This is a genomic window from Corynebacterium sp. MC3 (genome assembly GCF_900099485.1).
GTDB classification, from domain to species: Bacteria; Actinomycetota; Actinomycetes; order Mycobacteriales; family Mycobacteriaceae; genus Corynebacterium; species Corynebacterium pseudogenitalium.
Genome location: NZ_LT622814.1, coordinates 375,018 through 398,207 on the forward strand (window position 1 = coordinate 375,018; position 23,190 = coordinate 398,207).

Genomic DNA, 23,190 nt, shown 5'->3' on the forward strand with positions numbered 1-23,190 from the left:
CTCACTATGACTACACCACTGACCTACACAGAAGAGGCTCAGTTCGAAGACGACGTTGTTGCCCTGCTGAGCCGTCACGGCTGGGGTGAGGTGCTTGACCGCCCCACTGAGCGCCAGCTCATCGACAATTGGGCCACGATCCTTTACAACAACAACCGTGACCAGGACCGGCTCAGTGATGTGCCGCTGACATCCTCTGAGATGGATCAGATCATCGAGCAGATCACTGAGTTGCGCACGCCGTTGCGGCTCAACGAGTTCATCAACGGCCGCAGCGTGGCTATTACCCGTGATGCGCCTGAGGCGCACAACCTGGGCAAAGAAGTCTCACTCAAGATTTACGACCGCCGCGAGATCGCAGGTGGGCAGTCCTGTTATCAGATCGCACGGCAACCGAAATTCTCAACTGCAGCACACAAGCTCATGCCTGAGCGGCGCGGAGACCTCATGCTGCTGATTAACGGCATGCCGGTGATCCATCTGGAGTTGAAACGCTCTGGTGTTCCTGTCTCGCAGGCTACGAACCAGATCATCAAGTACGCCCACGAGGGTGTCTTCACTGGACTGTTTTCGCTGGTGCAGATCTTCGTCGGCATGACGCCGACCGAATCGCTCTACTTCGCTAACCCTGGTCCAGGCGTGAATTTCAACCCTGATTTCTTCTTCTACTGGGCTGATTTCAACAATGAGCTGATCAACGACTGGCCACGAGTCGTGACCTCGCTGCTGTCCATCCCGATGGCGCACCAGCTCATCGGCTTCTACACGGTCACTGACCGCGCAGCCGGTGTATTGATGGTCATGCGCTCGTACCAGTACTTTGCTGCGCACCGCATTGCTGACCGGGTGGAAAGCCACGAGTGGGGCAGTGACAACAAGGGCGGCTACATCTGGCATACCACTGGGTCTGGCAAGACCATCACCAGCTTCAAAACCGCGCAGCTGATCGCTGATTCTAAAAACGCCGACAAGGTTGTCTTCTTGCTTGACCGTGTGGAACTAGGCACGCAGTCGCTGGCGAACTATCGCAGCTATGGCGGCGACACCATCGACGTTGCAGACACCGCGAGCGCTGATGAGCTACTACGACTGCTCTTGAATGACACTTCGGTGTTGATCGTGACTTCGCTGCATAAGTTCCACCACTTGCAGGCCGACACACTTCGTGCGCCTGATCTGAAGAAGTTGCGTGATAAGCGCATCGTCTTCATCATTGACGAGGCACATCGCTCCACCTTCGGAGACATGCTGCTGAATATTAAGACCACGCTGCCAGACGCGCTGCTGTTCGGTTTTACGGGCACGCCGATCCACGACGAGAATCAGAAGCTGCACGCCACCACGGCCACCATCTTTGGCGATGAGCTGCACCGCTATTCCATCGCCGATGGTATTCGTGATGGAAACGTTCTCGGTTTTGATCCTGAGATGGTTGAGACGTTCCGTGAACATGATGTGCGCAAAACCATTGCCCTGGAACAGGCCAAGGCCGATGATGAAAAAGATGCCCTAAGTAACGCAAGCAAGAAAAAGACCTTCCTTAAGTACATGGACAAGGCACAAGTCCCGATGGCCGGAGTGCGCCACGAGGACGGTTCTTATGACAAGGGGATCGAGGACTATATCCCTATGGCGCAGTACGATCAGCCGGAACACCGCGAGGCTGTTGCGTCCGATATTGCTGAACACTGGGTGCATTTAAGCCGTAACGGCGCTTTTCACGCGATCCTGGCAACACACTCGATCCCCGAGGCTATTGAGTATTTCCGAATCTTCCGTGACGCATACCCGCAGTTGAACGTTACTGCGTTGTTCGATCCGAATATCGACAACACGGGTGAAGCTCAACTCAGAAAAGAAGACGGTCTTGTCGAGGTGCTAGAGCACTACAACGCGAAGTTTGACCAGCACTTCACCATGACAACGCACGCTGCGTTTAAGCGCGACATTGCTGCACGGCTGGCGCACAAAGCACCGTACAACACGCCGACCTTTACACACGATAAGCAGATTGACCTGCTCATTGTGGTCGATCAGATGCTTACGGGTTTTGACTCGAAGTGGCTCAATACGCTCTACCTCGACAAGGTTATTTCCTACGAAAGCATTATCCAGGCGTTTTCGCGAACTAACCGTGTCTTCGGCCCAGATAAGCCATTCGGTTCTATTCGCTACTACCGCAAGCCTCACACGATGCAGCGCAACATCAACGCTGCCGTGAAGCTCTACTCGGGTGATAAACCTTTTGGGTTATTTGTAGACCACCTCGATGAGCACTTAATGCAGATCAACCAGTGCTTTACCGTCATTAAGGGGTTGTTTGCTGGGATTGATGACTTCTCTCGGCTGCCAGACGATGAAGCAGACCGCCTTGAGTTCGCAAAGGTACTGCCTGAACTCTACGATCACCTCCAGGCTGCGCAGATCCAAGGTTTTACCTGGGAGAAGAGCACTTACGACTTTGGAAAAACCACTGTTGAAGTAGAATTGACAGAGCCGGTGTATATCGCGCTGCTGGCGCGCTACAAGGAGCTTGACAGTTCAGACGGTGAACCCGAGCCGGGACCTGATGGAAGTGATGGTCGTCCGCCGTACGACATCGACGTTCACATCACTCATATCGATACTGCTCGTATTGATGCGGACTACCTCAACGCGAAGTATACGAAGTATCTGTGTGCTATCGAGGCCGGTGTACCGCAGGCTGAACTTGATGAATTGCTCTCTGACCTGCACGCAGGCTTTGCGCGCTTGAGTGCGGACGACCAGGTGTTTGCGAACCGTTGGCTCCATGACATCCAGTCTGGCGATGCAGTTCTTGTGCCTGGCAAGACAGTGCAGGATTACATCAACGATTACAGACTCACACAGCAAGACCGTGAGATCGCGCAACTCGTGCGAGCTATTGGTGTTGAAGCAGAGCTGTTGCGAGCACTCCTCGCAGCCCATGTCGATGAGGCTCACATTAACGAGTTCGGCCGCTTCGATGACGTCATCAACTCCGTTGACCTGGACGCTGCGGCCGAGTACTTCCGTCAACAGACCGGGAAGAAACTCCCGCGCTTTAAAGTGAACACGGCCGTCGATAGAATGCTGCGGCAATACGTGCTGCATCACGTCCTGCCTGTAGACCTCGAAGAAGCCGCGGTAGGGGATTAGGCATAGCTGTCTCAGTCCACCGCCCAGGGATCTTCCTCTTCTTGCTGGTCCATGAGGGCGTTGATCGGCTCGGTTAGATGCTGGTCAATCGCGGTCCAGGCGGTCTCGCGCTGGTCCTGCAAAAAGACCTGTTCCATCGCGTTTCTGCTGCGCGGGATGTCGGCGATGTCCTTTGCCCACCCGGCGAGGCGTAGTACCTTCTTCGCCTGCGCGATCAGGTCTGCCTCCTGGTTGAGCTCCAACCAGAGTTCTTCGACGGCCTGCGGGCTGTGGTCCCTCCCGAGCGTTTTCAGTGCATCCTCCATGGTGGTTTTCATAACGGCGTCGACAGCTCAAGCGGGTTCGATTCCTGGTTGGTGGTAGCGCATCATCCCGACCACCTTGTACGGGTTTCCGTCGGTGGCCTCCAGGGCTTTGGCCACGAGCTGCCCGGCTTGGTACTGGCGGAACTGGAACATCACCCGGTAAAACGCCTGGTCCTTCTCCTCCTGGATGCCTGGTGTCTCGCGAAGTCGGTCAAATACTCCCTTTTCCATTGCGCGGTGTTCGTCGCTGAGCTCGCGAAGTAATTTGTAGGCCGCCGGCTCGTTCGCGTTTTCGGGGTCGGTGATTTTCAGGTACTCCACGAGGAAAAAGATAGAGTCGCTATCGCGGTCGGTCATGGGTACGTCCCAGTCGGAGCCGCCGAAAATATCGGGGACGGGGCGTTTCGGGTAGCCGTGGAACCGCGCTGTGGGCGTTGTCATGATTGGACTCCTTCGGTGTTGTTGGTGTTGCTGCAATGTACCGAACGGATCCGACATTTCGGCGGGCAAGCTCGCTCGTAGTCGCAGATATGTTCGGGTTGAGAATCGCCCCCGGACACCACAAACAACGCATATCCTGGCACCTACTGAAATCATTGGACCGAGAGGTGTTGTACAGGAGGTACGCCCGTGCTCGTAGACGTGCTCACCTGGGCAACGGTGATGGCGATTCCGGGGCCGGACATTGTGGCGATCGGCACGCAGACTTCACGCTACGGGCAGCGGGCGGGGTTCTGGACGGCGCTCGGGGCGATGCTTGGGGTGGCAACGTGGTCGGTACTCGCGCTGCTCGGGATTGAGGCGCTCCTGCACGTCGTGCCCGCGCTGTCGGTGGTGTTGCCGCTGGCGGGGTCAGTGGCGCTGATGCTGCTCGGCGCGTTTGGTCTGTGGGGGAGCGTGAAGCGGGCGAAGGGGACGTCGAAAAGTAATGAAGAGCAAGAAGTAGCGAGCGTGGCCGGGTGCACGACGGGCGCCTCGGTGCGACTGGGGTACGTCACCAACATCTCGAACCCGAAAGCGCTGGCGTTCTTCGCCTCTTTCTTCACACCGATGATGAGCCACTACGAGGGGCTGGCGGAAAAGCTCAGCATGCTGGGGCTGCTGCTGGGTGTGACGCTGCTGGTGTTTAGTGCGATGTCCGTGCTGATTCAGGTGGCGGCGCGGACGCAGCTGCGCAACATCCCGGGGCTGCAGTACCTGCCGGGGATCATCTTCCTGGGCATCGGGCTGTTCTACTTCGTGGAAACGCTGGCGAAATAGCGCCAAAAATGTGACCTATGTCGCAAAAATTCGGTGGATTTTTCCCTGCGACACTTTTGCAATGAGGGAAAACTAACAGGGGTCCAGTCAATATAGTGCTCGCCACGGAAGGGGCGCCACGAAGAAAGGATTCACATGTCTATCGATCAGCAGATCTCTGACTATTACGGCAAATTGCAGATGAGGAACGCGGGGGAGCCGGAGTTCCACCAGGCGCTCGCGGAAGTGCTTGACTCCCTCAAGATCGTCCTCAATAAGGATCCTCACTACGCTGACTACGGACTCATCGAGCGTCTTTGCGAGCCAGAGCGCCAACTTGTGTTCCGCGTCCCGTGGGTCGATGACAATGGGCAAATCCAGGTCAACCGCGGCTTCCGGGTGCAGTTCAACTCCGCGCTCGGCCCATACAAGGGCGGGCTGCGATTCCACCCGAGCGTGAACCTGGGCATCATCAAATTCCTGGGCTTCGAGCAGATCTTCAAGAACTCCCTGACCGGTCTGCCAATCGGCGGCGCGAAGGGCGGCTCCGACTTCGATCCGAAGGGCAAGTCCGACGCCGAGATCATGCGGTTCTGCCAGTCCTTCATGACGGAGCTGCACACCCACATCGGCGAATACCGCGACGTGCCAGCCGGTGACATCGGCGTTGGCGCCCGCGAGATCGGCTACCTCTTTGGCCAGTACCGCCGCCTGGAAAACAGCCACGAGTCCGGCGTGATCACTGGCAAGGGCCTGAAGTGGGGCGGCTCCCTCGTGCGCACCGAGGCAACCGGCTATGGCCTGGTCTACCTCACCTCCGAGATGATGCAGACGCACGGCGAGTCCTTCGAAGGCTCCAAGGTTATCGTGTCCGGCTCTGGCAACGTGGCTATCTACGCTGCGGAGAAGGTGCAGCAGCTCGGCGGCGTGGTTGTGGCCATGTCGGACTCCTCCGGCTACGTCACCACCCCGAACGGCGTGGACATCGAACTGCTCAAGGATGTTAAGGAAGTGCGCCGCGGGCGCATCTCCACCTACGCGGCTGAGGCCGGCGAGGGCGTCGAATTTCACCGGGATGGCAACGTGTGGGAGGTCCAGGCGGATGTTGCCCTGCCGTGTGCCACCCAGAACGAGCTCGATGGTGACGACGCCAAACTCCTCGTGGACAACGGTGTCCGCTACGTCGCCGAGGGTGCCAACATGCCGTGCACCCCAGCGGCTGCCCACTACTTCCAGCAGAAGGGGATCGCGTTCGCGCCGGGCAAGGCCGCCAACGCAGGTGGCGTGGCCACCTCCGCGCTGGAGATGCAGCAGAACGCCTCGCGCGACTCCTGGTCTTTCGAATACACCGACCAGCGCCTGCACGAAATCATGTCGAACATCTTCAAGACGGTTGCTCGCACCGCGAAGCAGTACGACTTGGAGGGAGACTACGTGGCAGGCGCGAACATCGCGGGCTTCAAGAAGGTCGCTGACGCGATGCTGGCGCAGGGTGTTATCTAGGGATATATGAATATGCGTTGATGGCATAAAATACGCTCGGTTGCCCACTGTCGACACTGGCTTAAGGCCGGTTCGGTAGTGGGCAGACGTGTTTCCGGGGGTAGGAGGAAAGAAATTTTCCTGAATAACATACAGCGCGCCGTATATCTGTTACGCTGCCGTGTATGTCAGAGCAAAAAGTGTTGAACGTAGCAGTCGCGGGCGCTACCGGGTACGCCGGCGGCGAGATCCTCCGCCTGCTGCTCGGCCACCCGGCATACCTCGCGGGCGAGCTTGCAATCGGTGCGCTCACCGGAGCCTCCAACGCGGGCGCCTCGGTAGGGGAGATCATGCCGCACCTGCCCGAGCTTGCCGACCGCGTCATCGAACCCACCACGGTAGAGGTGCTCGCGGGCCACGACGTCGTCTTCCTCGGCTTGCCGCACGGGCACTCCGCGAAGATCGGCGCGGCGCTGCCGCCAGAGGTCACGGTCATCGACTGTGCTGCGGACTTCCGCCTGCGCAGCGCCGATGCCTGGCAGCACTACTACGGCTCCGAGCACGCCGGCTCCTGGCCGTACGGCCTGCCGGAGCTGCCCGGCCACCGCGAGCAGATCGCAGCAGCCACGCGGATCGCGGTGCCCGGCTGCTTCCCGACGGGCGCTACGCTCGCGGCGTGGCCCGTGGTGGCATCCGGCCTGGTCGAGCCGGACCTGACTATCGTCTCCGTCACCGGCGTGTCCGGCGCAGGCAAGAATGCGAGCGTTGCCATGCTGGGCGCGGAAACGATGGGCTCGCTGAAGGCCTACAGCGCTGGCGGCACCCACCGGCACACCCCGGAGATCCAGCAGAACCTGCAGGAAGTTGCGCAGTCTCCGGTCGGCATCAGCTTCACGCCGGTGCTCGCACCGCTACCGCGCGGCATCCTCACCACCGTGGTGGCGCCGCTTGCCCAGGGCGTGGACGCGGCCGCGGTCCGCGCGGCGTACGAATCCGCCTACGCGGGCGAAGCCTTCGTCACCCTGCTCCCGACAGGTCAGCAGCCACAGACGCAGCACGTGGTCGGCTCAAACATGTGCCACGTGCAGGTAGAAGTCGACGAATCGGCCAAGAAACTGGTGGTCACCAGCGCCATCGATAACCTCACCAAAGGCACCGGCGGCGGTGCTGTGCAGTGCATGAACCTCGCGCTCGGGCTCGAAGAGACCGCGGGACTCTCGCGAGCCGGGGTGGCCCCGTAACCGCCAGCCCCATTCCATCTCTACTTCTTCTCATAACGGACTGTAAAGGACATTTTCATCATGAGCACTACTGGTGTTACCGCCCCCAAAGGATTCAGCGCCGCAGCAACCTCGGCCGGCATCAAGGCATCCGGCAAGCCGGACATGGCCGTCGTGGTCAGCGAAGGGCCAAAGAACGCGGCCGCTGCCGTGTTCACCCGCAACAAAGTTTTCGCAGCGCCGGTCAAGGTCAGCCGCGAAGTAATCAAGGGAGGCGCTCTCTCCGCCGTCGTGTTTAACTCCGGCAACGCCAACGCCTGCACCGGCGCGCAGGGCCTCGAGGACGCCAAGGCGATGCAGCAGCTGACCGCCGCAGGCATCGGGGCGGACGCCTCGCAGATCGCGGTGTGCTCCACCGGCATCATCGGCGACGTGCTGCCGATGGACAAGGTAGAGCACGGCATCGGGGTCGTCGTGAAGGAGCTCGGCGACCATGGCGCGGACGCCGCTGTCGCCATCAAAACCACGGATACTGTGGCGAAAGAGGTCGTCGTCAAGGGTGACGGTTGGGCGCTCGGCGGGATGGGCAAGGGCGCGGGCATGATGGCGCCGTCGCTTGCCACGATGCTCGTGTGCATCACCACGGACGCAGACGTCGAGAGCCAAGCGCTGCAGACCGCGCTCGAGCGCGCCGTCGCCACCACCTTCAACACCCTCGATATCGACGGCTCCACCTCCACCAACGACACCGTCATCGCCATGGCCAGCGGCGCAAGCGGCGTCACCCCGACGCAAGAGGAACTCGACGCCGCGATGCAGGACGCCTGCTCGCAGCTCGCCGCCATGATGCAATCCGACGCCGAAGGCGTAACCAAACGCGTGGCCATCACCGTCGAAGGCGCAGCCGACGACGCCCAGGCGCTCAACGCAGCCCGGGCCATCGGGCGCGACAACCTGGTCAAGACCGCAATGTTCGGCTCCGACCCGAACTGGGGCCGCGTCCTCGCCGCCGTCGGCATGGCCGAGGCCGAGATGGACGCCGAGAACATCTCCGTCACCTTCAACGGACACACCGTGTGCGCGCAGTCTGCGGGCGCGCCGGGCGCGCGCGACGTGGACTTGAGCGGTGCGGACATCGAGGTCGTCGTCAACCTCGGCACCGGCGGGCAGGGCACCGCCACCGTGCGCACCACCGACCTGTCACACGCCTACGTCGAAATCAACTCCGCATACAGCAGCTAGGAGGCAGTCGTGTTACCGAATCTCAGCAGCGAGCAGCGGGCAACCGTCCTGGCAGAGGCACTGCCGTGGCTGCAGCACTACCGCGACAAAATCGTCGTGGTCAAGTACGGCGGCAACGCCATGATCGACGAGGACCTCAAGGCCGCGTTCGCCGCCGACATGGTCTTCCTGCGCACCGTCGGCGCGAAGCCCGTCGTCGTCCACGGCGGTGGCCCACAGATCAGCGCGATGCTCTCCCGCCTCGGCCTCGACGGCGGCGAGTTCGTCGGCGGCTTCCGCGTCACCACCCCGGAGATCCTGGACGTGGTGCGCATGGTGCTCTTCGGCCAGGTCGGGCGTGACCTGCTGGGCAAGATCAACTCCCACGGGCCGTACGCGGTGGGCACCTCCGGCGAGGACGCCGGGCTGTTCACCGCGAAGCGCCGCACCGTCGACGTCGACGGCGAAACCCGCGACATCGGGCTCGTCGGCACGATCACCGACGTCAACCCCGCCGCCGTCATGGACATCATCGAAGCAGGACGCATCCCGGTGGTCTCCGGCATCGCGCCGGGCGGCAACGGCGAGGTGTACAACATCAACGCCGACGAGGCCGCGGGCGCGCTCGCCGCGGCGATCGGCGCGGAGCGCCTCGTGGTGCTCACCAACGTGGAGGGCCTCTACACGGACTGGCCGAATAGGGACTCGCTGCTGTCTAAGATCGAGGCCGGGGATCTCGAGCAGATGCTGCCAGCATTGGACTCGGGGATGATCCCCAAGATGGAGGCGTGCCTGACTGCAGTGCGGGGTGGGGTGAAAGCCGCCCACGTCATCGACGGGCGCGTCGCGCACTCCGTGCTTCTTGAGCTGCTCACGATGGGCGGTGTGGGCACCATGGTTCTGCCAGATGATTACGACCGTTCCCAGTACCCGGACGGCACCATTTTTAGAAAGGATGACGCATGAAGGACTTCACGCAGCGTTGGGCGGGCGCGCTTTTAGATAACTACCCGGTTCCGCCAGTCGAACTCGTCGAAGGTTCCGGCTCCACCGTGACTGACGCGGATGGCAAGCAGTACATCGACATGCTGGCTGGCATCGCGGTCAACGCGCTCGGCCATGCGCATCCGGCAGTGGTCGAGGCGGTCACCAACCAGCTATCGACGCTCGGCCACGTCTCGAACCTGTTCGGCTCCGCACCCGTGGTCAAGGTCGCTGAGGCACTCCGCGAGCACGTCGGTGATGACACCGCCCGCGTCTACTTCGGCAACTCCGGCACCGAGGCCAACGAGGCCGCCTTCAAACTCGCGCGCCTGACGGGTCGCCGCCGCATCCTCGCAGCGCAGCACGGTTTCCACGGTCGCACCATGGGTGCGCTCGCGATGACCGGGCAGCCCGACAAGCAAAAGCCGTTCGAGCCACTGCCTGCCGGGGTTGAGTTCTACCCGTACGGCGACATCGACGCGCTCACCGCATTGGTGGAGCAGGACCCGTCGGACACCGCGGCGATCATTCTGGAGCCAATTCAGGGCGAGACCGGCGTCATCCCCGCCCCGGAAGGCTTCCTCACCCAGGTCCGCGAGCTGTGCGACAAGCACGGCATCCTCTTTATCACCGACGAGGTGCAGACCGGCGTCGGCCGCACCGGCGACTTCTTCGCCTTCCAGCACGAGGGTGTGCTCCCGGACGTCATCACCATGGCCAAGGGCCTCGGCGCGGGTCTCCCGATCGGCGCGACGATCGCTCGCGGCGAGGCGGCGAAGCTCTTCACTCCGGGCAGTCACGGCACCACGTTCGGCGGCAACCCAGTCTCGTGCGCGGCGGCCACGGCAGTGCTGGCCACCATCGACGACGCCTTCCTCGCGGAGGTGCGCCGCAAAGGTCAGGTGCTTTACGACGCCACCTTGGCAATCCCAGGCGTAAAGGAAGTGCGCGGGCGCGGACTCATGCTTGGCCTGGTGCTGGAGCAGCCGGTGGCGAAGCGCGTCGTCACGCTGGGACTTGAGCAGGGCGTGATCCTGAACGCGCCGGCGGATGACGTGATTCGCCTGACGCCGCCACTGGTGATCAGCGACGAGGAGATCGCACAGGCGGTTGAGCGTCTCGCGGCCACGATTGCGGGAGCGTCTCAGTAAAATGCCAGGCTTGACGTATCGCTTTCACATGTGCTGTAATTTGATTGTTCAATTCATTAATTGAACGTTAGTTAGTGGGGCGGAGGTATCCGCCCTTGCGCCTTCACATTCCTTGCTCGGAATCGGTGCAACCACCCCAAAGTGAAAGTCGATGCCATGGCCTTCTCCGCCAAGAAATCTCTCCCAGCTGTAGTGCTCTGCGCCGCGATGATGTGGACAGTCACTGGATGCAGCACCTCTACGAACAACGAGTCCACTCCGGAAGCGAGCCAGACCGTTGCAGATGCCTCGCATGCAGTGACCATCACGGACATCACCGGGAACACGATTCAACTGGAGAAGCCACTCGAGCACGCCGCCATCCAGCTTTCTGGTTCAGGCGGGCCGCTTTTGACGATGGCGGCCCTCGACCGGGACAACTACACGTCCAAGATCGCTGCGATGGACAAGGGCCTCGAGTCCAACCGACAAGACCTGTGGGACCTGTTGCTTAAGGCGAACCCGGAGCTTGCTGATATCCCGAAGATTGGTGATGCGACGAAGGATCAGATCTCCGCCGAACAACTGTTGACGATGGGTGTCGACGGAGTCATTGCTCCGGTTCGCCAAAAAGCAAAGATGGATGTCATCGCTGAACAGACTGGCATCCCGGTAATCTACATCGATTACCACAGCCAAAAGCTGGAAAACCATATTCAGTCCACCAAGATCATCGCTGAAGCCACCGGGCTGACGAAGAACGTCGACGAGATCACGAAGTTCTACGAAGACGTCGTCGGCGACATTGAGGAGCGCGCTTCGAAGCTGGACCGCACCACGTCGGTCTACTTCGAGACGACCTCGAACGGCCCAACCGAATTCGGCAATACCTACGGTGCCGGCATCATGTGGGGCGCCATCCTGGACGCCGTCGGTGCGGACAACATTGCGACGCACTTCATGGCTGCGGACGACGCCGAGGCGCTCTCCGCCGAACAGGTCTTGGTCAGCAACCCGGACAAAATCGTGCTCTCGGGTTCCCTGTGGGCGAACCAGCCGGACTCGGTCAAGATGGGCTTCTCCGTCTCCAATGAGGAGGCGCTGGCCTCGATGGAGCCGTTCCGCCAGCGCGAGGGCTGGGACAAGCTTAAGGCAATCCAGAACAACGAGCTGTACGCGATTGGTCACCCTATGACCCGCGAAATGCTGGACTTCTACTCCTACGCGCAGCTTGCCAAGCTTTTCCACCCGGAGGAGTTCGCGGACCTGGATCCGGAAGCGCTGATCAAGGAGTACTTCGATAAGTACATGCCGATCCCATACGAGGGAACCTGGTTCATCAAGTATGAGTAAGGCAAGAACAAAAAGCCTCCCGAAAGGACTACTGGTCGCATTTGCCATTTTGGCGGTCGTAGTCCTTTTCGTGGTGGATCTTTGCGTCGGCCCCGCCAACATCAAGCTCTCGAACTTCTCCGCCGTGCTAGATCCTGATTCGGTTGAGCACATTGCGTTCTTCCGCATGCGCATGCCGGCTGCCCTCATGGCAGTTGGGGTGGGGATGAGTCTGGGGTTGGCGGGTGCCGTGATGCAGACGATCCTGAATAACCCGCTTGCCAGCCCGTTCACGCTTGGCGTGTCCTCGGCAGCGAGCCTTGGCGCAGCCATCGTCTTTGTGATGGCGCTGCCGATGGTGTTCGTTACCGGCGGTGCGCTGCTGCTCGCGCTGGTCTCCGTGCTGGTTATCTTCGCGGTGGGCAAGTACATCGAGATGAGCAACTCATCACTCGTGCTTGCGGGCATCGCGCTGAACTTCCTCTTCGACGCCTTCCTGTCCCTGATCCAGTACCGCGCGTCAGAAGAGAGCCTGTCGTACATCGTCTTCTGGACGATGGGCGGGCTCACCCGCGCCTCGTATCCGCAGGCGTGGATCCTGCTCTCGACGTTCGTCGTTGTCTTCGCGGTGCTGCTGCGCAACGCGTGGAACCTGACCGCGCTGAAGTTCGGTGAAGCACGAGCGGAAGCGCTCGGCGTCAAAGTCGGGCGCGTGAAGATCCTCTCCCTCGTCTTGGCCTCGATTCTGACCGCGCTCGCGGTGAGTTTCTGCGGAAAGATCGGGTTCATCGGGCTGGCCGCGCCGCACTTGGCACGCCGCCTCGTTTCCGAAGACCAGCGTTTCTACCTGACAAGCTCCGCGATCCTCGGCGCGATGATCCTGCTGGTGTCCTCTATACTCTCGAAGCTGATCGTCCCTGGGGTTGTGGTGCCAATCGGCATCATCAGCTCCATCATCGGCATTCCGTTCCTGGTCTACGCGCTTACCAGCCAGCGCCGTCAAAGGGCGGTGTAGCGGCATGATTCGCGTCAAGAACTTCTCGTTCGATTATGGCGAGCGCCAGATCATCAACAACATCAGCTTCCAAGCCAAACCCGGCGAGGTCACCGTACTGATGGGGCGCAACGGTGCTGGCAAGACCACGCTGATGACGTCGATTGTCCGCTCACACAACCAAGGGCGCGGCAAGAAGATCTCCGGCGAGATTACAACCACCGGTAACATTTCTTACCTGAACCAGCACACGGAAGGCGACCTACCGTTCACCGTGTTTGAAACGGTGATGATCGGCAAAGTTGCCAAGCTGGGCATCCGCACCACGCAGGAAGACATCGACGACGTCAACGAGGTGCTCGACATGCTTGAGTTGCAGCCCCTGCGCGACGTCGCCATCCGCAACCTGTCCGGTGGCCAACGCCAAAAAGTCTTCATCGGGCAGGCCATGGTCAAACGGCCAGACATCCTGCTTTTCGATGAGCCCACGTCCGCACTCGACATCGAAAACCAGTACAGAATCCTGCACCAAATCAAGGCGCTCACGGTTGAACGAAACATCACAACGGTAGTAAGCCTGCACCAAATCGACCTGATTGAGCGCTTCGCGGACCACATCATCGTGCTCCACGAAGGCAAGATCTATGCCGAAGGCTCACCCGCCGAAGTGTTTACGAAGCAAACGTTCCGCGACGTCTACTCCGTCGAGGCGATTCTGGCGGGAGTCAAGGACCGGATCCTCTTCGGGTTCGACCTGTTAGACCACCCGAAGATCCCGCCCGAGCACTCACCAACCTCCATCCATTAGTCCCGGTGGCGGGTAAGCTTCAGCGCCCGCTGCTGGTCCAGCACCTCGAAGTAGGGCAGCGGGTCGATGTCTAGCGCCTCCACGTAGTCCGTCAACATGTCACGCACTACGCTGTGCAGGTTCTCGACGTCCCACGGCTTAGCGATGTAGTAGTCCAGGTTCGCCTCGTTCACCGCGTGCACGGTGTCCTTGAGCTGCGCCTGCCCGGTTACCAGCACCTTCCGGGTCGCCGCGGTGCGTGGGTCTTGCATCATCTGCACAAGGAACTCCACGCCGGTGGTCCCGGGCATGCGGTGATCACACAGCGCGAGCGCGAGGAGGTCGCCGTCGTCGCTGAGCTCGTCGATCACCTCCCATGCCTCGTCGGCGTTGGAGGCAACCTCCAAGCGGACGGTGTCCGCGAACAAGAGGAGGTCGCGCTCAAGGGCGGCGCGCACTTCGGCTTCATCTTCAAGAATCAGAATGGTGAGGTTCATGGTGTCTCCTTGGTCCGTTGATACGTAGGCGCACGCTGGCTTGGGTGCCTCGTGGCGAGGACTCCAGCGTGATGGTTCCGTGGTGCTTATTGATGATGCTTCGGCACACAGTCAGGCCGATGCCCATCCCGAAGCGCACCTGGCCGTTCTTCGTGGTGAAACGCGGTTCGAAGAGCCGCTCGAGGCGCTCGCCGGGGATGCCGGGGCCGTCATCAATAATGTCGACTTCGACCCAGCCCGGCTCGGGCGCGCTGGTTCTAATCGTGACAGTGCCGCCAACGCCGGTGTCCTGCATCGCCTCGGCGGCGTTGGTCAGCAGGTTCGTCCACACCTGAGCAAGCTGGCCCGGCATGCACGTGATGTTGGGCAGCTCCGCATAGTCGCGGATGACCTCGACGTGGTCGAGCCGGTGCGAAATCAGCCGGAGGGTGTCGTCGATACCTTCGTGGACATTGACGTCGGTGACGGGGTCGCCGTCGGGGCGCGCGTACGAGCGCAGCGAGGCCACGAGTTCCGTGATGCGGGTCGCCGCGGTGGAGAGGTTACGCACCCCAGTGCCGATCGCCGCAGCGCGCTCGATGGTCTCGAAGTCGAGCCTGCGGGAGCGAGCCACCTGCTTAGCAAAGGCGGCGTCGTGCAGACCGGCGAGCACCCAGCGCTGCGCAAGCGCGCGGTCGCCGATGATCTCGGTGAGCTCACGCCGCAACCTGCGCGCCTCCTTCGTACTCACCGATGGTGCACGTTTTGCCTGCTCAAACGCCTTCAGTACGCCCTCGCGCCACTTCCGGTTCGGGCTCGAAGCCAGCAGCGTATCGACGTCCTCTCCGAGATGCGCCGCCGTTCGCTCAATCGCGGCCATCGGGTTGTTCAGCTCGTGGGCGACCCCCGCCGCCAACTCACCGAGTGAGGCGAAGCGGGCCTGGCTCATCAGCTCTCGGCGGGCCTCCTCCAGGTTGCGCAAGGCGGTGCTGAGCCGCGCCCGCTCCTGCTCAAGCTCCGCGGTCATCTCGTGCTGGTGCACCTGGATGTCCTCGGAGCGGCGCAGGCGCCGGTCGTAGGAGCGCACCAGCAACACAGCGAGCATGCGGTCCAGGCCAGGGGCGATGTCGAGCAGGTAGTTGAGTTGGTCCATCGGCAGCTGCACCGCCGTGACCTCCGTCGTGGTTCGCGCGGTGAAGAACCCGATGCGCGTGCCCGCTAGCGCCAACAGGCCAATTACCTGGCCCGTCGATCCGCGGTGCATCGTAATATCCCCGGCGTCCGTGCTGCGCTGCAGCACCACCTCGCCCGAGATGGTCAAGATGACTTCCTCGACCTCTTTGCCCTCCGTGGTCAGGTTCACCCCGGGAGGGAAGACCAGGCGCGGCTGGCGCCCGAGGTGCCGGTCGGCGGCGTCAATAATGTGCTTGATGATCTCCTCGTCGCTGAGCTCCACGTCCAGCGCCGGCGCCGCCGGCTGGTCGTACTTCGACGCCAGCTCGGGGTTGTCGTGGTAGCGCGACGCCCAATAGCGGGTGAGCTGCTGCTGCAGGTTCCGTGCCAGGGCCTCGTCGTGGATCTCCGGCGTGTACACCAGCATGTCCAGCCTGCCCAGCTCGCTGAGCCGGTCCAGGCCCGACACCGTCGGTGCCGTGGTCAGGACGATGATGCGGGTGTGTTCGTAGTGGGCGTCGTCAAGAAATTTGACCAGCGGGTGATCGGCGGTGAGCCCGTGCTCGTGCACCGTGACGGTGACGAGCGCGAGGTCGTCCGTGCGAGGCAAGTCCGTCAGCGACGGGTAGGTGAGCACCGTGTGGGTGCCGCCGAACGCGTCGCGCACGATGGTCTGGATGGTGCGTGACGCCTCCGACGCACCGATGACCGCGATTGTTGAGTGGGGAATCATCTACAGCAGCCCCAACAGCGTCCACACTGACGGCATCACGAAGATCAGCAGCAGCGTTGCCACCGTACCCACCACCAGGCCGACCTGCGCCATCTGTGGGATGGTGATCTCCTTTGTGGCGTACGCAATCGCGTTTGGCGGGGTGGAGATCGGCAGCGCCATACCCAGCGAGCAGGCGATCGCCACAATCACCGCGATGAGCATCGGGCTCGGCTCGGACAGCGTGATCGCCAGCGAGACCGCCAGTGGCACCAGCAGGTTCGCCGCCGCCGAGTGGGAAATGACGTTCGCCATGGCAAACCCGATCAGGCCCAGCAGCGCCAGGATCATCATCGGGCCGAGCACCTTCCAGTTCACGGAGCCGACCAGCCAATCGTCGAGCCCCGTCGCGCCCACGCCCGTGCCCAGCGCAATACCGCCGGAGACCAGCCACAACACAGGCCAGTCCAGCGCCTGGACGTCCTTGCCCTTCATCACTTTCAGGCTCAGCAGCGCGACGACGGGGAAGAAACCGACAATATTCGAGGAGATCCCGTGAAGTGGCTCGCTCATCCACAGCGCAATCGTCAGCCCCGCGACGGCGTAAAACAGCTTCGCGTTCGACGACGTATCCCAGGACGCATCCATTGCAATCGAGATCCGCGTCTCCGAAGGGATGAACGCGACGCACAGGAACAGCCACGCAAACACCAGCACAACCAGCATGAACGGGACGGCAAGCAGCATCCACTGCACGAAGGACACCTTGATGCCGTATTCTGCCAGCGCACCAATCGCGATCGCGTTCGGCGGCGTACCTACCGGAGTACCGATGCCGCCCACGTTCGCCGCTAGCGGAATCGACAGCGCCACACCCGCGCGCACCTTACCCGGCGGCAGCGTGCGCAGAATCGGGATGACCACCGCGAACATCGTGGCCGTCGTCGCCGTATTCGACATAAACATGCTCAGCAGCGCGGTAATCAGCATGAGCCCCAGCACCGTCAGCCGCGCCTTGTCCGGGAACGGCCGAAGCATGATCGCCGCCAGGTTCTTGTCCAGCCCGAACTTCTCCGCGCCATGCGCAATCATGAACCCGCCCAAGAACAGGATGATCACCGGGTTCGCCAGCGCCGCAAAGTAGTCGGACGCCGGCAGCACCGTCTCCTTCAGCGCCTCGACGCCACCCGTCGGGTCAACGATGGCGCCCTTCGAAAGCAGGATGACCTCGAGGAAGATCACTAGCACCGCGGTCGCGGTCAGCGGGATCGGCTCGAGGATCCAGAAGACAATCGCCAACAGGAAAATAGAAAGCATCCGCTGGCCGGGCGCCTCGAGGCCAGGGATGTTGAAAAAGAAGGGGAGCGCGAAGAGCACGGCGCCAAGAATGAGGCCCGCCCACTGCTTTTTCGAAAGGGAGGGGGCGCGCTGCTGGAGCGCCGGTGGTGGAATCGTTCCATGCTGTACAGCCATACCTCTGTATCTTAATCGTATGACCAGCGAATTTCGGTGGTTAGAATAAGCAGAATGAAACACTCAAAGCTTTTCGTCGCAGCACTCGCCGCCGCCTGCGTATCGACGGCCACTTCGTGCACCACCCAGCCCCTCCCATTCGAGCAAACACCCGCCGCACCGGCTTCGCAGGAAGCAGAGACCGCGCCCGATGCCGATCCAGGCGTGATGGACGAGCCCGCCTTCGAAGACGCCATCATTACCATCTGGTCAAAGACAGACGAGATGCGGGGCATCGGCGTGCCCGAGTCCGAGATCGAAGATTTACAGGCCCGCACCGACAAGCGCGACGAGTCGATGGGGAAGCGCGCAATGTTTTACGTCACCGAGGCTGACAAGCTCAGCGAACAGTATGCGTCAGTGACTGAAAACGGTTCTTAAGCCCAGAGCGGTCCGGTGCGGGTGTGGTACCCGGCAGGCTCCACATGCACGATCGTTTCCGACTCACCGATGACCGCAGTGATGCCATCCTCGATGGCGTCGGCGTGCTCGTGGGAGTACGCCACAGTCCACCCGCCGGGGACCTGCACGACGAGGCTGATAAGCCGATCGCGGCCAAACGCAGCCGTGCGCACCGACGTGAACTCGACGTCGTGCTCGGCAGCGTAGCTATTAAGGAAGCCGTGCAGCTTCTCCAGCTCATCTTGCGGCAGCGCTTCCGAGAGCAGCCCAAGAATGGCGCCTTTGAGCAGGCGGTAGCCGGTGAACAGGACGTTGAAGCCGACGCACAGCGCGATGATCGGGTCGAGCAGCTGCCAGTCCGTAATCCAGACCGCCGCGATGCCGACGATCACTCCGACCGTGGTCCACACGTCAGTGAGGAGGTGGTGGCCGTCGGCGTCCAGTGTTGAGGAGCGGTACTTCTTCCCAGCTTTCACCAGCGCGACGCCCACCGCGAGGTTTAGTACCGTGGCGGCAACAGAAAACGCCAGGCCGATACCGATCTGCTCAACCGGCTGCGGGTGAATAATGCGCTGCACGGACGTATAGATAATGGCCACGGACGCCACCAGAATCAGCGAGCCCTCCACCTGCGCGGAGAAGTACTCGGCCTTCGCGTGGCCAAAGTTGTGGTTTTCGTCTGCGGGCTTGGCGGAAAGCTTCAGTGCCCACAGGCCGACGAGGGCAGCAACCAGGTTGATCACGGACTCGATGGCGTCGGAGAGGAAACCGACTGATCCCGTAATGCCGGCCGCTGCCATCTTCAAAGCAATGGTGATGACGGACGCTGTGATGGAGAGCCACATAAACCGTTCGAGGAGCCGCTGTTCTCGTTTACGTTCAGCATTGATTTCGGACAAAGGCATGTCTGCTTTCCGCCTCCCTATATCTGACCTGCAATATGTTAACAGTGCGGTCGGGGAGGGGTATGGGACCAGGCGAACCGGGAAAGGTTGAAAGTTGGACCTTAAAAGCTCCCAGGAAACTTTTGAATGTTGATTTATAAAATAATGAAAAAACAACAGTATGTAATTCAATCGAACCATCGAATCTCGGATATTCAATAAAGGGGTAGAGGGTTTCTATTTTTGGCCCAATTTTCGGGACATTTTTGGGAAATCTGCAGCTGACAGTACATTTGTACTGTTTAAACACACCCCAATGCGGGGGTAGTCGAAATGTATAAAAATATGAATGGGGCTTTTATAAAGTCGCTCGGAGGGGGATTATATATGCAATAGTTTGAAAGTTATGCAAATAGTGCCTTAGGGAATTCTGAAATGTGTTTCGGAATGTATTGTGTTTGGCATGTCAAATACTTCTAGCGCCACTACGGCAGCGGACATCAAGGGTCCGCCAATCAAACCAGTGAGCCACGGCAAGGCAGTGTTGTTCCTTGCCCTTGGTACAGCATTCCTTGCCGGTACCCCGTTGTGGGTAAAGGCCACAAACATGGATCCCGCCACGCAGGCCTTCCTGCGCGTTGTGCTCGGTTGCCTCGTGTTGATCCCGTTCGGTGTTATGGAAATCCGCAAGAAAGAATCCCTGAGCAAGAAGGGCATCATGCTCTCCATTGCCTCGGGTCTCTTCTTGGGCGTGGACTTCACATGCTGGAACTACTCCATTTTCTACGTAGGCGCTGGTGTTGCCGCGATTCTGCTGAATCTGCAGGTCATTATCGTGCCGATGCTTACGGCAATCTTTGATAAGTACAAGATTCCGCCAGTGTTCCTGATTCTTGTTCCGATCATGGCCGTCGGTGTGCTGTTGACCGGTGGCGTATTTGAGGCGGCGGAAGCATCCGGCGGCCCGGAGAGCATTTACGGCATCAAGACCGCGACGCTGGGCACCATCTTCGGTTTGACCTCCGGCGTGTGCTACTCGTTCTACCTCTACCTCTCCCGCAAGGCTGGTACCTCCGCACGTAAGGACCTCTACGTCCAGCCGATGATGTACACGATGGCAGCGCAGGCTGTTGCGCCTACCATTGTTGCGCTCTTCATCTCCCCGCGTGGCGGCTTCGACTTCGTCAATGGCGTCTTGATCGACGGTCAGCTCCCATTGGTTGACCCGGAGACCACAGTCGGCGACCCACTGACTGCATGGAACTGGTTCAACCTGATCTGCTTGGTTATCCTCGGCCAGGCGTTGGCGTGGACCTTCGTCCAGTACGGCACGGTCTGGCTCGACCCAACCCTGTCCGCAGGTATCCTGCTGCTTTCGCCGGTGACCTCCGTTATCATTGCGGCCCCGCTGTTCGGCGAGATCCCATCGGTACTGCAGATCATCGGTATCTTCCTGATTTTGGGTACAGTGGCATATCAAAATGGGATGTTCACAATGTTTTCAAAATCGAAGATGAAACCGGACCACGAGAATCCCGACCATTCGCTCGATGAACAACTCGTCAGAGAGGGATTAGCGCCCGGACACTCACCGGAAGAAGCCTCGGATAACCCGAAGAAGCATCACCATCACCACTAATTCGGACTAGGTTCGGGGCGAACCGAAAGATTTCACAACTACAGTGAAAACCCGAACCCCGTTCGTTCCGAAAGGACAGGCGGGGCATCGGCAAATAATCGAATAATCATCGTCAACGAGCAAGGAGAAGAAATGAAGCTGACCCAGCGCGAACAGGAAAAGCTGCTCATCGTGGTTGCTGCCGATGTGGCACGTCGCCGCAAGGAGCGTGGCGTGAAGTTGAACTACCCAGAGTCGGTAGCGCTCATCACGGACTACCTCATGGAGGGCGCTCGCGATGGCAAGACCGTAGCGCAGTTGATGTCTGAAGGCATCCAGGTACTTACCCGTGACGACGTCATGGAAGGCGTTCCAGAGATGATCTCTGACGTCCAGGTTGAGGCAACCTTCCCTGACGGCACCAAGCTTGTCACTGTCCACAACCCAATCCGATAAAAGGAGACTATCCATGATTCCAGGCGAGTACTTCATCACTGAAGGCAAGGTCATCCTGAATGAAGGAAGCGAGTCGATCACGCTCGAGGTGAAGAACACTGGCGACCGCCCGATCCAGGTCGGCTCCCACTTCCACTTCGCAGAGGCAAACAGCGCCCTCGAGTTCGACCGTGAAGCTGCGATGGGCAAGCGTCTCGACATCCCGTCGGGTACTGCAGTCCGTCTCGAGCCAGGCGATTCCCGCACCGTTGAGCTTATTGACTTCGGCGGCAAGCGCGAAGTTCACGGTTTCAACGGCCAAGTCAACGGCCCAGTCAAGTAAACGGATTACGAAACCTTTAAGGAAGGGAACAAAATGGCATTTGAGATAGATAGGCGTCAGTACGCTGAGCTTTACGGCCCACACACAGGCGACGGTGTCCGCCTCGCGGACACCTCGCTGATCGCACGCGTTGAGAAGAACCTGCTGAAGCCAGGCGAAGAAGTCAACTTCGGTGGCGGCAAGGTTATCCGTGACGGCATGGGGCAGAACTCCCGTGTTACCGGCGAAGAACTGATTCCGGACCTCGTCATTACCGGCCCGATCATTATCGACTACACCGGTATCTACGTTGCTGACATCGGCATCAAGGACGGCAAGATCCTCAAGATCGGCCGTGCAGGTAACCCAGATATCCAGGACGGCATCGACATCGTTGTCGGCGTCGCAACCGAGGTCATCGGCGGCGAGGGCAAGATCGTCACCGCTGGTGCAGTGGATACCCACATTCACTTCATTTCCCCAGAGCAGGTCCTGGCTGCGCTGGACAACGGCACCACCACGCTCATCGGTGGCGGCGTTGGCCCGGTTGATTCCACCAACGCAACCACCGTCTCCGCTGGTGCGACCAACATCAAGCACATGATCGAGGCTTCGGTTGACTTCCCGGTCAACGTTGGATTCCTGGGCAAGGGCCACGCGTCCGCGCTCAACCCGCTGCGTGAGCAGATCAAGGCCGGCGCTATCGGCCTGAAGATTCACGAGGACTGGGGCGCGACCGCGAACACCATCGACAACGCGCTTAAGGTCGCGGACGAGATGGACGTCCAGATCGCGATCCACACCGACACCCTCAACGAGGGTGGCTTCGTGGACAACACCATCAAGGCAATTGACGGCCGCGTCATCCACACCTTCCACACCGAGGGTGCTGGCGGCGGTCACGCGCCGGACATCATTGAGCTGGCTGGCCACTCCAACGTGCTGCCAGCGTCGACCAACCCGACGCTGCCGTACACCCACAACACGCTGGAAGAGCACCTTGACATGATCATGGTCTGCCACCACCTGAACCCGGATCTTCCGGAGGACGTGGCGTTCGCAGACTCCCGTATCCGCAAGGAGACCATCGCGGCGGAGGACGTCCTGCACGACATGGGCATCCTCTCCATCACCTCCTCTGACTCCCAGGCAATGGGCCGCGTCGGCGAGGTCGTGCTGCGCACCTGGCAGGTCGCTGACCGCATGAAGCAGCAGCGTGGTCCGCTCGAGGGTGACTCCGAGGGCAACGACAACGAGCGCATCAAGCGTTACGTGTCCAAGTACACCATCAACCCGGCTATTGCTCACGGTATCGCGCACGCAGTCGGTTCCGTTGAAGAAGGCAAGCTTGCTGACCTGGTGGTCTGGGAGCCAGCACACTTCGGCGTCAAGCCGCTGCTCGTGCTCAAGTCCGGCTACGTCGCACGCGCAGAGATGGGCGACTCCAACGCATCCATCCCGACGCCACAGCCACGCACGATGCGTTACTCCTACGCAGCGTACGGTGACGCTGTGCGCCGCACCAGCGTCACCTTCCTGCCGACGGCCGCATTCGAGGCCGGCGTGCCGGACCAGCTGAACACGAACCGCAGGTTTGTTGAGGCCAAGGGCATCCGCAACCTCTCCAAGGCAGACATGAAGTACAACTCCGAGACGCCTGACATCAAGGTCGATCCGGAGACCTACGTGCTGACCGTCAACGGTGAGGAAATCCACTCCGAGCCAGCTGAAGAACTGGCTATGGCACAGCGCTACTTCCTGTTCTAAGGTGGACGTGTAGCAGAAGCGAGCGGGGGCAGCAGA

The 23,190-nt window shown here is 60.6% G+C and carries 21 protein-coding genes; 15 read left to right on the top strand and 6 right to left on the bottom strand.

Annotation, left to right across the window (positions count from 1 at the left end; genetic code table 11):
- Positions 1–6: 6 nt before the first annotated feature.
- Positions 7–3,159, top strand: a complete 3,153-nt coding sequence (locus BQ4436_RS06565; RefSeq protein WP_070975961.1) for a type I restriction endonuclease subunit R, EcoR124 family — start codon at positions 7–9, stop codon at positions 3,157–3,159.
- Positions 3,160–3,170: 11 nt separating this feature from the next.
- On the opposite strand, the gene BQ4436_RS06570 is transcribed toward BQ4436_RS06565, so the two are convergent.
- Complete coding sequence (locus tag BQ4436_RS06570; RefSeq protein ID WP_070975963.1) at positions 3,171–3,464, bottom strand: hypothetical protein; 294 nt, start codon at positions 3,462–3,464, stop codon at positions 3,171–3,173.
- 27 nt (positions 3,465–3,491) lie between these two features.
- Complete coding sequence (locus BQ4436_RS06575) at positions 3,492–3,905, bottom strand: hypothetical protein (RefSeq protein ID WP_070975965.1); 414 nt, start codon at positions 3,903–3,905, stop codon at positions 3,492–3,494.
- Positions 3,906–4,094: 189 nt separating this feature from the next.
- Here BQ4436_RS06575 and BQ4436_RS06580 point away from each other — a divergent pair, with 189 nt between their 5' ends.
- The 9 genes from BQ4436_RS06580 (at position 4,095) to BQ4436_RS06620 (ending at position 13,874) form a co-directional block, all read left to right on the top strand.
- Positions 4,095–4,724, top strand: a complete 630-nt coding sequence (locus BQ4436_RS06580) for a LysE family translocator (RefSeq protein ID WP_070975967.1) — start codon at positions 4,095–4,097, stop codon at positions 4,722–4,724.
- A gap of 135 nt (positions 4,725–4,859) precedes the next feature.
- Positions 4,860–6,206: an NADP-specific glutamate dehydrogenase gene (gdhA, locus tag BQ4436_RS06585; RefSeq protein ID WP_070975969.1), complete on the top strand. Its 1,347-nt coding sequence runs from the start codon at positions 4,860–4,862 to the stop codon at positions 6,204–6,206.
- Between the two features lie 164 nt (positions 6,207–6,370).
- Entirely contained in the window at positions 6,371–7,426 is a 1,056-nt protein-coding gene (gene argC / locus BQ4436_RS06590) for an N-acetyl-gamma-glutamyl-phosphate reductase (RefSeq protein WP_070975970.1), read from the top strand.
- Positions 7,427–7,486: 60 nt separating this feature from the next.
- The gene (argJ, locus tag BQ4436_RS06595) at positions 7,487–8,647 is read left to right on the top strand and encodes a bifunctional glutamate N-acetyltransferase/amino-acid acetyltransferase ArgJ (RefSeq protein ID WP_070975972.1); all 1,161 of its coding nucleotides are present in this window, start codon (positions 7,487–7,489) and stop codon (positions 8,645–8,647) included.
- Positions 8,648–8,656: 9 nt separating this feature from the next.
- Entirely contained in the window at positions 8,657–9,592 is a 936-nt protein-coding gene (argB, locus tag BQ4436_RS06600) for an acetylglutamate kinase (RefSeq protein WP_070975973.1), read from the top strand.
- Positions 9,589–10,761 carry an acetylornithine transaminase gene (locus BQ4436_RS06605; protein WP_070975975.1) on the top strand — a complete coding sequence of 391 codons (1,173 nt, stop codon included), beginning with the start codon at positions 9,589–9,591 and terminating at the stop codon, positions 10,759–10,761. The genes argB and BQ4436_RS06605 overlap by 4 nt, the downstream gene beginning before the upstream one ends.
- A gap of 156 nt (positions 10,762–10,917) precedes the next feature.
- A complete protein-coding gene (locus tag BQ4436_RS06610; RefSeq protein ID WP_070975977.1) occupies positions 10,918–12,093 on the top strand; it encodes an ABC transporter substrate-binding protein in 1,176 nt (391 codons plus the stop codon).
- Between the two features lie 49 nt (positions 12,094–12,142).
- Positions 12,143–13,087: a FecCD family ABC transporter permease gene (locus tag BQ4436_RS06615; RefSeq protein WP_176754823.1), complete on the top strand. Its 945-nt coding sequence runs from the start codon at positions 12,143–12,145 to the stop codon at positions 13,085–13,087.
- A 4-nt stretch (positions 13,088–13,091) separates the two neighbouring features.
- The gene (locus BQ4436_RS06620; RefSeq protein WP_070476951.1) at positions 13,092–13,874 is read left to right on the top strand and encodes an ABC transporter ATP-binding protein; all 783 of its coding nucleotides are present in this window, start codon (positions 13,092–13,094) and stop codon (positions 13,872–13,874) included.
- Here BQ4436_RS06620 and BQ4436_RS06625 read toward each other — a convergent pair.
- Genes BQ4436_RS06625 through BQ4436_RS06635 form a run of 3 tightly spaced genes read right to left on the bottom strand, consistent with a single transcriptional unit; the run spans position 13,871 to position 17,687 of the window.
- The gene (locus BQ4436_RS06625; RefSeq protein WP_070975980.1) at positions 13,871–14,350 is read right to left on the bottom strand and encodes a response regulator; all 480 of its coding nucleotides are present in this window, start codon (positions 14,348–14,350) and stop codon (positions 13,871–13,873) included. The two genes, BQ4436_RS06620 and BQ4436_RS06625, sit on opposite strands and share 4 nt — an antisense overlap.
- Complete coding sequence (locus BQ4436_RS06630) at positions 14,325–16,235, bottom strand: ATP-binding protein (RefSeq protein ID WP_218117851.1); 1,911 nt, start codon at positions 16,233–16,235, stop codon at positions 14,325–14,327. The genes BQ4436_RS06625 and BQ4436_RS06630 overlap by 26 nt, the downstream gene beginning before the upstream one ends.
- A complete protein-coding gene (locus BQ4436_RS06635) occupies positions 16,236–17,687 on the bottom strand; it encodes an SLC13 family permease (protein ID WP_070975982.1) in 1,452 nt (483 codons plus the stop codon).
- Positions 17,688–17,741: 54 nt separating this feature from the next.
- Here BQ4436_RS06635 and BQ4436_RS06640 point away from each other — a divergent pair, with 54 nt between their 5' ends.
- Entirely contained in the window at positions 17,742–18,107 is a 366-nt protein-coding gene (locus tag BQ4436_RS06640) for a hypothetical protein (protein ID WP_070362898.1), read from the top strand.
- On the opposite strand, the gene BQ4436_RS06645 is transcribed toward BQ4436_RS06640, so the two are convergent.
- Positions 18,104–19,033, bottom strand: coding sequence for a cation diffusion facilitator family transporter (locus BQ4436_RS06645; protein ID WP_070362897.1), 930 nt, complete (start codon positions 19,031–19,033; stop codon positions 18,104–18,106). The two genes, BQ4436_RS06640 and BQ4436_RS06645, sit on opposite strands and share 4 nt — an antisense overlap.
- A 442-nt stretch (positions 19,034–19,475) precedes the next feature.
- Here BQ4436_RS06645 and BQ4436_RS06650 point away from each other — a divergent pair, with 442 nt between their 5' ends.
- From BQ4436_RS06650 to ureC, 4 genes are all read left to right on the top strand, one after another.
- Complete coding sequence (locus BQ4436_RS06650; protein WP_070362896.1) at positions 19,476–20,651, top strand: DMT family transporter; 1,176 nt, start codon at positions 19,476–19,478, stop codon at positions 20,649–20,651.
- A 132-nt stretch (positions 20,652–20,783) separates the two neighbouring features.
- Positions 20,784–21,086 (top strand): urease subunit gamma, encoded by a 303-nt coding sequence (locus BQ4436_RS06655; protein WP_070362895.1) that lies wholly within the window; start codon positions 20,784–20,786, stop codon positions 21,084–21,086.
- Between the two features lie 13 nt (positions 21,087–21,099).
- Entirely contained in the window at positions 21,100–21,408 is a 309-nt protein-coding gene (locus BQ4436_RS06660) for an urease subunit beta (protein ID WP_070975983.1), read from the top strand.
- Positions 21,409–21,441: 33 nt separating this feature from the next.
- Positions 21,442–23,154: an urease subunit alpha gene (gene ureC / locus BQ4436_RS06665; protein WP_070975985.1), complete on the top strand. Its 1,713-nt coding sequence runs from the start codon at positions 21,442–21,444 to the stop codon at positions 23,152–23,154.
- Positions 23,155–23,190: the final 36 nt, after the last annotated feature.